This is a genomic window from Paenibacillus taiwanensis DSM 18679 (genome assembly GCF_000425125.1).
GTDB classification, from domain to species: domain Bacteria; phylum Bacillota; class Bacilli; order Paenibacillales; family Paenibacillaceae; genus Paenibacillus_B; species Paenibacillus_B taiwanensis.
Map to the genome: position 1 here is coordinate 59,231 of NZ_KE384310.1, position 14,752 is coordinate 73,982.

At 47.4% G+C, this 14,752-nt stretch carries 9 protein-coding genes; 7 read left to right on the forward strand and 2 right to left on the reverse strand.

From position 1 onward, the window contains the following. The first annotated feature begins 128 nt into the window (after positions 1-128). Positions 129-2,363, forward strand: a complete 2,235-nt coding sequence (locus H509_RS26410) for a bifunctional 2',3'-cyclic-nucleotide 2'-phosphodiesterase/3'-nucleotidase (protein WP_084159359.1) — start codon at positions 129-131, stop codon at positions 2,361-2,363. A gap of 179 nt (positions 2,364-2,542) precedes the next feature. On the opposite strand, the gene odhB is transcribed toward H509_RS26410, so the two are convergent. Next, entirely contained in the window at positions 2,543-3,829 is a 1,287-nt protein-coding gene (odhB, locus tag H509_RS0122860) for a 2-oxoglutarate dehydrogenase complex dihydrolipoyllysine-residue succinyltransferase (RefSeq protein ID WP_028547108.1), read from the reverse strand. Positions 3,830-3,863: 34 nt separating this feature from the next. Further along, a complete protein-coding gene (locus H509_RS0122865; protein ID WP_028547109.1) occupies positions 3,864-6,710 on the reverse strand; it encodes a 2-oxoglutarate dehydrogenase E1 component in 2,847 nt (948 codons plus the stop codon). A gap of 533 nt (positions 6,711-7,243) precedes the next feature. On the opposite strand from H509_RS0122865, the gene H509_RS0122870 reads away from it, so the two are divergent. From H509_RS0122870 to rnr, 6 genes are all read left to right on the forward strand, one after another. Beyond that, positions 7,244-7,609 carry a PadR family transcriptional regulator gene (locus tag H509_RS0122870; RefSeq protein ID WP_028547110.1) on the forward strand — a complete coding sequence of 122 codons (366 nt, stop codon included), beginning with the start codon at positions 7,244-7,246 and terminating at the stop codon, positions 7,607-7,609. Positions 7,610-7,720: 111 nt separating this feature from the next. Next, positions 7,721-8,368: a DUF1700 domain-containing protein gene (locus H509_RS0122875; protein WP_028547111.1), complete on the forward strand. Its 648-nt coding sequence runs from the start codon at positions 7,721-7,723 to the stop codon at positions 8,366-8,368. Further along, positions 8,365-9,222, forward strand: coding sequence for a DUF4097 family beta strand repeat-containing protein (locus H509_RS0122880; RefSeq protein ID WP_028547112.1), 858 nt, complete (start codon positions 8,365-8,367; stop codon positions 9,220-9,222). Before H509_RS0122875 ends, H509_RS0122880 begins: the two co-directional genes overlap by 4 nt. 74 nt (positions 9,223-9,296) lie before the next feature. Beyond that, complete coding sequence (gene pdxK / locus H509_RS0122885; RefSeq protein ID WP_028547113.1) at positions 9,297-10,121, forward strand: pyridoxine/pyridoxal/pyridoxamine kinase; 825 nt, start codon at positions 9,297-9,299, stop codon at positions 10,119-10,121. Positions 10,122-10,361: 240 nt separating this feature from the next. After that, a complete protein-coding gene (gene secG, locus H509_RS0122890) occupies positions 10,362-10,598 on the forward strand; it encodes a preprotein translocase subunit SecG (protein WP_028547114.1) in 237 nt (78 codons plus the stop codon). Between the two features lie 265 nt (positions 10,599-10,863). Further along, entirely contained in the window at positions 10,864-14,127 is a 3,264-nt protein-coding gene (gene rnr, locus H509_RS0122895) for a ribonuclease R (RefSeq protein ID WP_028547115.1), read from the forward strand. The last annotated feature ends 625 nt before the right edge of the window (positions 14,128-14,752 follow it).

The window sequence follows — 14,752 nt, forward strand, 5'->3', positions numbered from 1 at the left end:
GCCCATATATCATATATTTAATCCTAAATATAGAAATTTATTCATTTAGTTATCTACCAATTATAAGTTGCAGGTGCTACACTATTTCTGCTTGGCATTTGTATACATATAGGAGGTCAATTTTACACATGAAAAAAACACGCAAGCAAATGCTGACTGCTTTTCTGCTCAGCACCTCTTTGGTGGTTGGGGCCGTATCTTTTCCCCTTACATCAGTAAAAGCCGAAGACAGTTCGATCTTGAAGCTCCGCCTGCTTGAAACGACAGATCTCCACACCAACATCGTTAACTACGACTACTACCAGGACAAAGCGACCGACGAATTCGGCCTGGCGAAAACGGCAACCTTAATTAAGAAAGCAAGAGATGAAGCAAAAAATAGTATTCTCATTGACAACGGAGACTTGCTGCAAGGTAATCCACTCGGTGATTATGTTGCTAAGATCGATCCGTTAAAAGACGGCGAGACTCACCCCGTTTATAAAGCGATGAACCTGCTGAACTATGATGTGGGAAATATCGGGAACCACGAGTTTAACTTTGGTTTGGACCATCTGAACCGCAGCCTGAAAGGTGCTAAGTTTCCTTATATTAATGCAAACGTCTATGTAGACGATAAAGACAAAAATCCAGATAACGATAAAAACCTGTTTACACCTTATCAAATCCTTGAGCGTAAATTTAAAGATGAGAACGGCAAGGAAGTTACTTTGAAAGTGGGCGTCATCGGTTTTGTTCCTCCACAAATTATGATGTGGGACAAGTCTAATCTGGAAGGCAAAGTTATAGCTAAAGACATTCTGGCTACGGCTAACAAATTTGTGCCTGAAATGAAGCAAAAGGGAGCTGACATTATCGTCGCAGTGCCTCACTCCGGTCTGGGCCCTGTAGAGACAGCTGCCAACTTGGAAAATGCCAGTTACCAGTTGAGTAAAATTGATGGCATCGATGCGATTCTGTTTGGACATTCCCACCTTGTATTCCCGGGACCAGGTTATGATAATGTCCCAGGTGTTGATGCAGCCAAAGGAACGATTAATGGTAAACCTGCGGTTATGCCTGGTTACTGGGGTAACCATTTGGGCGTCATTGACCTGACATTAACTCAAGCGAATGGAAAATGGAAAGTGACGGAGTCTGCTACCAAAGCAGTTCCTATTTACGATAAAGCTAAGAAAGCATCTCTTGCGGATGCTGACCAATCCATTTTGGATGCTGTAAAAGATGAACACGATCACACGGTAAAATGGGTGCGTTCAGCTGTAGGAAAAACGACTTCTCCTATTTATAGCTACTTTGCCCTTGTTCAAGATGATCCATCTATTCAGATCGTAACCAACGCCCAGAAATGGTTTGTAGAGAAAAATATTAAAGGTACAGAATATGATGGTATTCCTGTGCTGTCAGCAGGTGCGCCATTTAAAGCAGGCGGCCGTAATGGCGTAAGCTACTATTCCAACATTCCTGCCGGAACGATTGCGATTAAGAACGTGTCTGATCTTTACATTTATCCGAACACGCTAAAAGCGGTACTGATTAATGGGGCACAGGTGAAAGAATGGCTAGAGCGCTCTGCTGGCCAGTTCAATCAAATCGACGTCAAGAAACAAGAAGAACAGCCGCTTGTTAACGAGTCGTTCCCTACTTATAACTTTGACGTGATCGACGGTGTTACTTATCAAATCGATGTTACACAACCGAATAAATACGCAATTGATGGTACAGTAGCCAATATTAATGCCAACCGAATTAAGAACTTGGCGTTTAAAGGCAAGCCGGTTAAAGCAACAGACAAGTATATTGTCGTAACCAACAATTATCGTGCAAGTGGTGGCGGTGCTTTCCCTGGTCTGGACGGCAAAAATATTATCATTGACTCTCCAGATGAAAACCGTCAAGTCGTCATTGACTACATTTTAAACGAGAAAAATATTAATCCAGCAGCCGATAACAACTGGACGTTTGCACCTATAGCCAGCAAAACAAACGTAACCTTTATGTCGGCTCCGGAAGCAAAGCAGTTTGTGAAGAGCGAATCCAAAATTAAATTTATTAACGTGCTTGAAAGTGGCTTTGCTAAATATTCCATTGATTTGTCCAAGCCAGCAGTACCAGCTGAGAAGCCAGCAACACCGGCTAAACCAGCTACACCAGCAAAGCCAAGCACACCGGCTAAACCAGGAAAGCCGACAACACCAGGTAAATCCGATAAACCAGGCAAGCCAGCAACACCAGGTAAATCCGATAAACCAGGCAAGCCGGCAACACCAGGTAAATCCGATAAACCAGGCAAACCGACAACACCGGGTAAATCCGATAAATCGGGCAAGCCAGCAACACCTGCTAAGCCAGGTACAAAATAAACTGCTGTAGTAAAAGAAGCTGCTCTCTATGTCATGTGATGACTGGGGAATAGCTTCTTTTTTTGCTGCTTTTGGCCATAAATAAAAGCTGCCCACTAAGCGTAACTTTAGCTTAGTGGGCAGCCATTTTATGCGTGTATCGAGAATACTATGCGTTCAAGCATCGCCTGTTATGCTGCTTATCCTTCCAGTAACAAGGATTCAGGGTCTTCGAGCAATTCTTTCACTTTGACGAGGAAGCTGACGGCTTCTGCACCATCTACGATACGGTGATCGTAAGAGAGTGCAATATACATCATCGGACGGTTCTCCATACGCTCCTGATCAATGGCAACTGGACGTAATTGGATCTTATGCATGCCCAAAATACCAACTTGCGGCGCGTTTAGGATTGGTGTAGACAATAGGGAGCCAAATACGCCTCCGTTAGTAATTGTAAACGTGCCGCCTTGCAAATCAGAAATCGCTAGCGTGTTGGCCCGCGCTTTGCCAGCCAGATCGATAATTTGCTTCTCGATATCAGCGAAGCCTAGTCGATCCGCATCACGAACAACTGGGACAACCAAGCCTTCCTTCGCGGATACCGCAATGCCGATATCATAATATTTCTTAACGTACAGCTCATCACCCGCAATTTCGGCATTTAGGAGCGGATATGCTTTTAAAGCGCCGATTACAGCTTTGGTGAAAAAGGACATGAAGCCCAAGTTCACATCGTGCTTTTCTTTGAATTTGTCTTTACGACGCTTGCGTACATCCATAATCGCAGTCATATCGACTTCGTTAAACGTCGTTAGCATTGCAGCAGACTGCTGCGCTTCTACGAGCCGCTTGGCGATCGTTTGGCGGCGGCGCGACATTTTGCGGACCTCAACTGGCTTGCCGGCTTGAGCGGCTGCATCCGAAGCGGAGCTAGCTGCTGGCGGAGCAGCAACCTGACGAGGTGCTGCTGCACTGGCAGGTGCGCTGTTCAAGCGAGCTTGTGCTTGAACATCCTCCTGCTTGATCCGTCCGAGTGGATCACGTGTCTGTACATCCCGCAAGTCAATGCCTTGTTCACGAGCCAACTTGCGCGCATGCGGAGTGGCGTAAGTTTCACTATTGTCCACAGTCGGTACGATTGTCGGTGTTGCAGTAGGGACAACAGCATTTGGGACAGGAGCTTCTGGTGTTTGTGGAGCCACAGCTACCGCGGCTGCGCCCGCTGGTTGAACTGGCGCGTGCGCACTACCTCCAGCACGAATAATTCCGATAACCTCACCAACTTGAACATTTTCGCCGTCTGGACGAAGTATTTGCTCAAGGACGCCGTCTTCCTCTGCACTAATCTCCAAATTGACCTTATCGGTTTCAAGCTCGGCCAGTACATCGCCTTGTTTCACGGCCTCCCCTTGCTTTACGTGCCATTTATGCAAAGTTCCTTCTGTTATGGACTCGCCTAGTTCAGGTACTTTAATTTCTGCCACGATGGCTACCCCCTTGAGTTCAATGCGCGTATGATTAAGCTTGTTGTAGCTTTAGTGCTTTATGGACGATCTGACGTTGTTCGTGGCTGTGCACATCCGCGTAGCCGCTAGCAGGGCTTGAGCGTTCGCCTCGTCCGATATATTCGAGAGAAGCTGCTTTAGGCAGCAGAGCACGCAATTTAGGTTCCATAAACGTCCAAGCACCCATATTTTGAGGCTCCTCTTGGACCCACATCACTTCTTTTAAAGACTTGAGGCGGCCGATAACGGCGGCGATTTCCTCTTCTGGGAACGGATAAAGCTGTTCAACACGAATGATATGCAGCCAGCTCCAATCCTGATCTGGGTAATTCTCCAATTCAGCTTCCAGATCAAGTGCCACTTTGCCAGAACATAAAAGCAGACGCTGCACTTTGGCAGGCTTGCTGCCGAGCAGTGGCTCTTCCAGAATCGGACGGAACGTTCCTTCTGTCAAAGCAGCAACAGGAGTCGCGCTGCGAGCGTTACGCAGCAGGCTCTTCGGCGACATCACAACAAGCGGACGTGCTTGCAAGGTTCCACCGATCGCAGCTTGGCGGCGAAGCAGGTGGAAGTATTGCGCAGCACTCGTCAAGTTTGCAACCATCCAGTTGCCATTAGCGGACAACTGCAAGTAACGTTCTAGTCGAGCGCTGGAGTGTTCTGGACCTTGCCCCTCATAGCCGTGCGGGAGCAGCATAACCAAATTGGAATACTGATGCCACTTCGCTTGGCCAGCGGCGATGAATTGATCAAATATGACTTGCGCCACGTTAGCAAAGTCTCCGTATTGAGCTTCCCAAATCACAAGTGTCTCCGGTGCAAATACGTTATAGCCATATTCAAAGCCGAGTACCGCTGCTTCAGTCAGCGGGCTATTGTGAATGGCAAATGAAGCTTTCGTCTGCGGAATCGAATGCAGCGGGCAATATTTGCTGCCATTCGTAGGATCGTGCAGCATTAAATGGCGCTGTGCAAATGTTCCGCGTTCCACATCCTGGCCGCTCAAACGAATAGGCTGGCCTTCTGCAAGAATGGAAGCAAAGGCGAGTGTTTCCGCCAAAGCCCAGTCTACCTTATCTTCTTCCGCAAAGGCTGCCGCTCGACGCTTTAAGATGCGGTCAAGCTTCGGATAAGGTGTAAACGATTCGGGATACTGAACCAAAGCTTCATTCAGCTCACGTAATTGCTCTGCTGCTATGCCCGTATCTGATGGAATAGGGGCATTGGCGCGTGGTAACTTATCGCTCTGATTGCGATATTCCGTTGCTGTCCGTTCACGCATTTTCTCATATGCTTGCTGGAATGCAGCTTCGATGTCATCCTTCATTTGCTGAACATCGGCTTCCGTCAATACACCCGATTGCTTGAGCTTCTCTGCATATATTTGATGAGCGATCAGGTGCTTGTTCACTTTCTCGTATACGAGCGGCTGTGTCGAGCTTGGGTCATCCATCTCATTATGACCGTGACGGCGATAGCCGATCAGGTCGATCAGGAAGTCTTTCTTAAACGTATCCCGATATTCAAATGCCATTCTCACGGCTGCAATACAGGCTTCTGGATCGTCTGCGTTTACATGCAGAATCGGAATTTCATATCCTTTAGCTAAGTCGCTTGCATATAAAGTGGAACGGGAATCTGAGCTTTCCGTCGTAAAGCCAATCCGGTTGTTGACGATAAGGTGGAGAGTTCCTCCATTCTGGAATCCACGCAACTTATCAAAGTTCAGTGTCTCGGCTACGATACCTTCGCCAGGGAATGCTGCATCACCGTGCATAAGTACAGCCAATGCTCGATCGGTATCTTGCACCGGATATCCTTGAGTGCTGCGTTCTTCCTGTGCCGCGCGGGCGAAGCCTTCCACTACTGAGTTTACATATTCCAGATGACTCGGGTTATTGGCTAGTGTGATGGTCGTTCGCAACTGATCTTGCTCGAAATCGTGATCTGCGCCAAGGTGATACTTAACGTCGCCCGTCCAGCCGAAGTTAATGCCTGTAGAACCCTCAGAAGGGTACAGGTCTTTGTTCGGTGAATGGTGGAACTCCGAGAAGATGGCGCCGTAAGGCTTGCCTAGAACGTGTGCCAGCACGTTCAAGCGGCCGCGGTGGGCCATTCCCATCAAGATGTGTTTGCCGCCGTCTTTAGCGAAGGACAATACGATCTCGTCAAGCATCGGCACAAGCGCATCGTTGCCTTCAATGGAAAAGCGCTTTTGGCCGACAAAGGTTTTGTGCATATATTTTTCAAATAAGTCGACTTGAATCATACGTCTGAGCAGCTTCTTCTTCTCATCCACTGTCAGCTCAATCGGATCGCTTTCTGCTTGAGCACGCAGCCAGCGTTTCTCATTAACGTCATGAACGTGGCCAAAATCGTAAGCAATCGTACGCGTGTAGCATTTCTTTAACTGCTCGATCGCTTCCCATGCAGTACGGATGTTTGCCGGGGGCTCATTCCAGACCAAGGATGCTGGGAGCGACTTCAGTTGTTCGCTTGTCAGGCCATAAGATTCAGGCTCGAAACGCTGTAGTAACGGCACGGAATCAGCGCCCAACGGATCAATGTCCGCAGCCAAATGGCCGAAATGACGGATATGATCAGCAAGCTTCGATACGGCTACTGCCTGCTGAAGCTGGGCCTCCCCGATAGGAGACGTGCTGCTATTAACAGTTGTATGAGCTGGCTCACTATACGAATCCATTGGAGGCGGACCATACTGTTCAAACAGTTCCCGATACTGAGCGTCTACCGCCTCAGGATTGATTACATACTCTTCGTATTGTTCTTGCACGTATCCAAGGTTCGGGCCATAATACTGCTCCCAAGCCCACCCCCGGTTAGACGTTCCAACCGACATGGATCATGACCTCCTCATGTTATCTATCCTGTTGTTAGGGATAAATCGTAGTTCCCTATATGTTCATTCATCCAATTATTGCGCTTTCATCTATTCGCTAGTGAATACTGGAAACGGCTCTATTATACTAAACATTTGAACGAATTTATCAAAAAGTTAGATTTATTTAAGATAGCTTTTTCAGATGATAACCATATCAAAAGGAGATAGATGTCGAAAGAGTCAAGCGCAACATGAGATTGAACACAATTGTGTGGAGTTTTAGGTTCTCACAAATGAGATGAATATGCTGTCAGCAACAATCTCAAATGACGAGACTGGAGTCGCAAATGCACTGGACCTGAGGCTAGTTTTGCGGAAAACCACTTGTTGGAAAAGGAAAGCGTCGATATAATCAATACTAGCTACTGCACAATATACAATACTGAATGATAAATATAACATTTAACAACTTTTTCAGATGTATGTTTAGCTTCAACGGCAGCATAACAGGTGCGAAATGTCATTGTGCTGAAAGTAAAGGGGGAAGCCAATTGAAGGAGATTATCCAATTTAAAAAGGGCGTGCTTGGCCTGTGTGTCATGGTATTAATTAACCAACGAGACCGTTATGGCTTTGAACTCGCCCAGCAAATATCGAAGCATGTAGAGGTAGCAGAAGGGGCGCTGTATCCCGTTTTGCGGCGGATGGTGGCGGATGGGCATTGTACGACCTATTTGCAGGAATCTACGGAAGGTCCGCCTCGTAAATATTATACATTAACGCCTGAGGGCAAGGCATATATGAATGAGCTTGTGTCCGAGTGGCAGAGCTTTGTAAGCGGGGTGACCACTTTGTTAGAGCAATCGGGCAGTGAGAATGACCCCGCACAAGATCAAAGTGAACTATCCGGTGATTAGGATAAGGACCCCGATCAGGGGAGCAATTGCAGAATATCGAGGAGAAAATCAAGCACACGCCTGTTTTGAACATGATGATGTGTAATTTAATAGACGTAGGGGTGAAGTCAGGTGCATAAAGAATACTTTATGTTAAAGCTCAAGCTTGGACTGATATCCATGCCGGAGAAGGATAGAAATGAAATTTTGGAAGAATACGATGCGCACTTTGAATTTGGCAAACAACAAGGCAGGACAGAAGAGGAAATTGCGAAGGAATTAGGTGACCCTGAGGAATTGGCGGTTGAACTAATGGGGGAGCCTGATGCGAGGCCAGACAATCAGCAGCCAAACAAACAGTTTCCGCCTTTCTATGGGGAATCAGATTATAGTCAATCGCATGCTGTGCCACAGATGCACAACATGCCACCGTATTATCCAGAGCAACCCCGATCAGGCGAGGCTTCACGTCGCGTGTTCGGCATAATCGGCGCACTATTTGTTAGTATTATGGTTATTCCGTTGTTAATCAGTGGTTGGGGTGTATGTATAGGTTTGATCGGAGCTTCGTTAGGGTTTGTACTAGTACCATTTGTATATGTCATAAAGCTTAGTTTTGGTGCTACTTTCTTTGGAGCGGAATTAAGCATGTGTTTAGTTGCATTTGGTGTCGGCATTTTATTAGCGCAGGCAACCGTCTTGTTATGCCGATTGTATGCAAAGCTGAATCTTGCTTATTTACATTGGGTTGCTAACGTGGGAAGGGAGAGAAGAATGTGAAGAGAGTTCTGCTTAACATTTTAGCAATAGGCTGCATCGTAGTTGGTGTGGGCGGCATGTTATTTTTTGGGATGGATACAGTAGTGAAGTCTCAGCTGCCAAGCTACCAGCACAGCATCGCGATCAACGCTGATCTTAAGCGCATCGAGATTATGGCAAACGAAGGAGCAGTTGACGTCACTTGGAAGCTGGACGGTCTGAACAAGATTGAATTGTCAGGTCAAGCACATGAGGAGACGATCAAGAAGATTAAGCATACGACGTTACAAAATCAGACACTTGAACTTGATTATAAGCACAATGATGACTTGCAATGGATCCGAATGATCAATCTGGGCACGTATGATCGCAAGCATACTATTGTAATTCATACTACTCAGGAGTTTATATTGGAACAGTTAAATGGCAGGTTATCGGCTGGTACGTTTACGATGCAGGGCGGAAAAATTAATGACTTGTCTGTGAAAAGCGAACTGGGAAGCGTGATCGTTAAGGAAGTGCAGGGCCAACAAGCTAATTTAAGCTCAGATGCAGGGAAAGTAGTTGCCGATAACGTAGATGCTAAGCTGGATGTCAGCGCAGCATTAGGAACAATTGATCTGATTGATACGACTCAAAATGTGACAGTAGACGCTGATGCGGGCAGCATTTTTATAGAGCAGAAACGCCCTCACTCTGCTAAAGTAAGCAGCAGCCTGGGCAGTATCGAGATTAAAGTTTCACCAGAGTACGAAGGTTCTTATGCTGCTAGCTCTAATCTTGGCAGTGTAGATGTCCCTCTTTCAAAAGGCAAAAGCGATCAATTGATTCAAGTACGTGCAGATGCAGGCAGCATCAACATTGTAGAAAAATAATGAGTTCATGCAGGAATTGGCATTATAATCGGTTATAATGAGAAGATATGATGCAATAAAGGGGTATCGATCAAATGAAACCGATTAATAAAGTACTAACACTTGCAGGCTCGGATTCCAGTGGTGGCGCAGGTATTCAAGCTGACTTGAAAACTTTTCAGGAGCGCGGTGTATACGGGATGACTGCGCTTACGACCATCGTTGCAATGGATCCAGACGATCAGTGGGCACATCGCGTGTTTCCGATTGCGCTATCCACGGTGGAGGAGCAATTAAAGACGATCTTATCCGTGGGCATTCAAGGGATGAAGACGGGAATGTTAGGTTCGATTGACATTATTGAACTGGCCGCACGTACAATTGAGAGCTATAAGATTACAAACGTAGTCGTAGATCCAGTGATGATTTGTAAAGGTGCCGATGAGGCTCTGCATCCTGAGACAAACGAGGCGCTGCGTGATGTGCTTGTCCCACAAGCAACGGTAGTAACACCTAATCTGTTTGAAGCGGCGCAATTGGCAGGAACTGCTCCAATCCATACGTTAGAGGATATGAAGCAGGCAGCTGTGCGCATTCATGAACTAGGTGCTAAGTATGTACTTGTGAAGGGTGGCTCGAAGATTGGCCTTCCGACTTCAATTGACGTATTGTACGATGGTCGTAATTTCGAGATTTTGGAAGCCGATCTCATTTCGACAACGTATACACATGGCGCAGGCTGTACGTATTCCGCAGCGATTACGGCAGAATTGGCTAAGGGCTACGATGTGGTTACAAGTATTCGCACAGCTAAGCGTTTTATTACAGAGGCCATTCGGTATTCGTTCTCTCTGAATCAATACGTCGGTCCGCTGCGGCATAATGGACTGCGTCTCAAAGAGTCGGGGTCCGAAGAATAAGCTTCATTTTGAGGTTTACCTATCGGGTGCAGCTGCACACAGGTGACGTTTCATGTTCTGACTGGGATAAGGATCTGAAAGAGCATAGGAATAGGTCATGGATCATCTCAAAGTTGTTCGTTTGCTATCCTGTTCGATACTTGTGTGACAGGCGTTCCTATGTTACAATAATAATGCTGTTTTTAAGCTTATAAGCTTTTTGTGAACGTTCTTATGAGGTAACCATTAGGAGGTGGAATCGTGGTCATTTTCTTCAAAATATTGCTCATTATTTTTTCGATCGGCTTGATTAGCGTAGTACTTCTGCAAAAGGGTAAAAGTGCTGGTCTTTCAGGCGCCATCTCCGGCGGTGCAGAACATTTATTTGGAAAACAAAAAGCACGCGGTATGGATTTGGTATTACAACGATTAACAGTTGGATTGGCATCTGGATTCTTTATTTTAGCTTTGATCGTGGCTTATTTCGTTAAAGCATAGGTACGAATAGCATAAACGAATAGCATAATTATGGATAACAAGAAGCGGGAACCACAGGTTTCCGTTTTTTTTGTGCTATGAAGATGTAATACAGGGCTGTTTTTATTTCGAGCATTGTGGGGAATAGACTAAAGGGTGTAGGGTATGAGCCCTTTTACGGTAAGCTGTTCATTCGCACGGATGTCAGCAATTAATTTCGTGTATACTAAGATATATATTGGTATACTGTGCAGGTGGGTGAAGAGGCAGGGTGCGAGGTGAAGGAATGATAACAGAACAGCAGATATTGGACTTTATGCGCGAAACGGCTTACAAGCCGATGACTTATCGGGAATTAGAGCAGCATTTTGACATATCGGATGCGGCGGCGTTTAAAGAACTACTGAAGACATTAACAGGACTTGAAGAGTCCGGTCATATTATTAGAAACCGTTCAGACCGCTACGGGGTCCCTGAACGAATGAATTTGTTGCGCGGCAGGCTGCAGGCGCATGCGAAAGGGTTTGCCTTCTTGATTCCGGATGAGGAAGGGCATCCTGATGTATATATTCACGCAAACGATTTGAAAACGGGAATGCACGGGGATATCGTGCTGGTACGAGTGACAAGTAAGGCGGCTGACAGCAATCGGATGGAGGGCGAAGTGATTCGTGTTGTTAAGCGGGCCATTGAGCAGGTTGTTGGTGTATTTCAAAATTTAGACTCTTACGGGTTCGTTATTCCTGATGATCGTCGTATTAATCGGGATGTGTTTATTCCGAAGGATAAATTTTTAGGTGCAGTTACGGGGCAGAAAGTTGTGGTTCGGATTGTTAATTATCCGGAAGGACGTGCAGCGGCAGAAGGGGAAGTCATCGAGATTCTCGGTCATAAGGATGACCCGGGCGTTGATATTTTGTCCATTATCCGCAAACACCAACTTCCGGAAGCGTTTCCGAGCGAAGTGATGGAGGCTGCGGAATCGGTGCCGGACGCCATTAGCGAAGAAGAAATTATTAGCCAAGGCAGACGTGACCTGCGGGGATTGACGATCGTAACGATTGATGGCGAGGATGCAAAAGATTTAGATGATGCTGTAAATGTCGAGAGGCTGCCTAACGGTAATTACAAGTTAGGGGTTCATATCGCAGATGTCGGCTATTATGTACCGGATGGCTCGGTACTGGATCGTGAGGCTTATGCACGCGGGTGCAGTGTTTATTTGGTTGACAGAGTAATTCCGATGCTGCCGCACCGTCTATCTAATGGGATATGCTCCTTGAATCCGCGAGTGGACCGGTTAACGTTGTCTTGTGAGATGGAATTTGATGACAAGGCTAAGCTGGTCAAGCACGATATTTTCCCGAGTGTGATTCGTACGGTAGAGCGGATGACGTATACCAATGTCCGCAAGATCGTGGAAGACGAAGACCCGGATGTACGCGCGCAATACGCTTATTTGGTTGATAATTTCATGTTGATGAAAGAGCTTGCGATAAAGCTGCGTGACAAGCGGATGCACCGCGGGGCAATTGATTTTGACTTCGAAGAATCCAAAGTTCTTGTCGATGAAGAGGGCAAGGCTATTGATATCGTGAAGCGCGAACGTTCGATTGCTGAGAAGATGATCGAGGAATTTATGCTAGCCGCTAATGAAACGGTGGCGGAGCATTTTCACTGGCTGCGCGTGCCCTTCATTTATCGTATTCATGAAGAGCCGGATAGCGAGAAGCTGTTTAGCTTTATGACCTTTACTGCCAATTTTGGTTATGTTGTAAAGGGCAAAGGAAATTCGGTTCATCCGCGAGCGCTGCAATCCTTGTTGGAAGAAATCGAAGGAACACGCGAGCAGACTGTCATTAGTACGATGATGCTGCGCTCGATGCGTCAAGCCAAATATGATGCGGAAAGCACAGGCCATTTTGGATTGGCTGCGGAGTATTATACACACTTCACATCACCAATTCGCCGTTACCCTGACTTAGTCATTCACCGTGTCATGCGTGAGGTGATTGATAACGGCGGTGCACTGCCTGAGAAGCGGCATGAGCAGTTGCAAGCGCGCATGGCGGATATAGCCAAGCAATCGTCGGAGCGGGAACGTGTCGCGGTAGACGCCGAACGTGATGTGGAGCAGATGAAAAAAGCAGAATACATGCTGGATAAAGTCGGCGAAGAATTTGACGGCATTATTAGCAGTGTGACCAGCTTCGGGATGTTTATTGAGCTGGAAAATACGGTAGAGGGTCTAATTCGATTAAGCGAAATGTCGGATGACTACTATCATTTCCATGAACAGCATATGATGCTCCTTGGCGAGCGTACGTCCAACATGTTTAGAATTGGCGACGCTGTTCGGATTCGTGTAGCACGTGTAAGCATGGATGACCATACGATTGACTTTGAGCTTGCTGATAGCTCACCGCGCAATCGAGGCGCAGGCCGCGAGTTCGGCTTTGAACGCCGTAAGCGTGGCAGGAGCGAGTCGCGTGACGGCGGTCACGATGGCCGCAGTCAAGGTGGCGCAGGCCGTGGACGTGATAGTGGCAGCCAGTTCGGCCGTGCGGGTCGCGGGGGCGGCAATGGTGCGCCAGGCGGACGACCAGCCCGAGGCGGCAGCGCAGCTGGCCAAGGAGGCCGTGGAGCGCGTGACGGCCAAGGCCATGCAGGCGGGCGCGGACGTGATGGCCGCGGTCAAGGCGGCGGAGGTCCGTTCGGCCAAAGCAGCCGTGGGACAGGCGGGCGTTCAGGCCGAAGCGGGCAGAGCGATGGTGGGTTCCGCCGTGACCATGGTGGAGGACAAGGGCGACAAGCCGATGGTATTCGCGCTGACCGTAGAGGTCCGGACGGACGCGAGCTTCAGGGAGCGGACGCAGCAGCTTATAACCAATTCGGGGCTGATTCTGTACTGAAGCAGCGCGGCGGCTATGGAAAAGAGGACGCAAGTTTACCGTCCCAGTTCCCTATAGACGCATATCCGGAGCGACATCAGGACAACGCCGGTGAGGAATGGTTGAACAGGTCTGGTCATCGTGAACGCCAGGGGAACGGCCGTGCAGGCGGCAGAAACCGTGCCCATCAAGGGTCCGTTAATCCTTATGAGAAGCGTTCGGGTGGACACAAGCCTGCTAAGGGCAAACACGGCATTCAATTTGGCCAAGGTGGGGGCCAAGGGGAAGAATCCTCTCGTTCAGCTGCTCCATCAGACGATGCCAATTGGGTTGATCGTCTGATCAACAATGCGGAGCAAGAAGCTAAACGCGGGCAGGGAGCCTTTGATTTTGGCTCTGGTCGCGGTGGCTATGGCCGCAGAGGCGGAGCTGGTGGCTTTGGCGACTCGTCAGATCACAAGCGTGGAGGCGATTATCGCTCTGGCCGCGGCAAGATGACGGGCGGCAAGAAGGGACGCAAGACCACTTCGGAAAGCGGCATCTTTATCGGCGAGCCGAACGCGCAAGCGCGCAAGCAAGCTAAATCCGCTGATCAAGCGGCTCGGAAAAAAGGCAAGTCCAACAGCGGAACGGCTAAATTTGTACGTAAAAATCGCTAAGTGCAAAAGCAGTTTTTTAAGAAAATTGTATGTCAAAGCTTATTATGGAGAGTTTCATTAGGGGTTGTCATGCACTAGTGGATGTATGCGATTCAGTGACTGGGAGCTTTCAGAGCCGCGTTATGGAGCGGTTTTGGAGGCTCTCTTTCGCATGTATGAAGAGGCTGGTTTGCGACAACTTTAGAACGAGAACAATGGGGCTGGGGCTTCTAGTTCTTTTGGTACGAATGAATTGTGATAAAGAAGTGTTGGTGTGAAATGTCCAGTGTAAATAAGGGGAAGATGGTAAGAAAGTTGAGCTTGGGTTAAGGTAAGGCAAATGTGGTTCGAGAAAGCTGTAGAAGTTTGCTGCGAGTCACGGTTGAAAATGGAGGGTGTACGTGATGTGCATATGGAGGTTTAGTTAAGCGGGTCATTTAAATAGCGATGTACAACTGTGGGAATAGCTTGAGTGAGTAGTACTTTATTTGGTACAATAGAAGTCTAGTCGTTGTTTTGTGGTGTGGAATGCTGGAATGTTCGCATGCGTAGCTTTAGCAACTATTCGATTTACCTACATATAAAGAACGAGCGTTAGAACAAATTATATTTTTAAAACAAGCATGGATAGGTCTTAACGTTGGAG

Excerpts from the sequence above, each read along its gene's own strand:
- H509_RS26410 (WP_084159359.1), top strand. The coding sequence starts at position 129 with ATGAAAAAAACACGCAAGCAAATGCTGACTGCTTTTCTGCTCAGCACC.
- H509_RS0122865 (WP_028547109.1), bottom strand. The coding sequence starts at position 6,710 with ATGTCGGTTGGAACGTCTAACCGGGGGTGGGCTTGGGAGCAGTATTAT.
- pdxK (WP_028547113.1), top strand. The coding sequence starts at position 9,297 with ATGAAACCGATTAATAAAGTACTAACACTTGCAGGCTCGGATTCCAGT.
- rnr (WP_028547115.1), top strand. The coding sequence starts at position 10,864 with ATGATAACAGAACAGCAGATATTGGACTTTATGCGCGAAACGGCTTAC.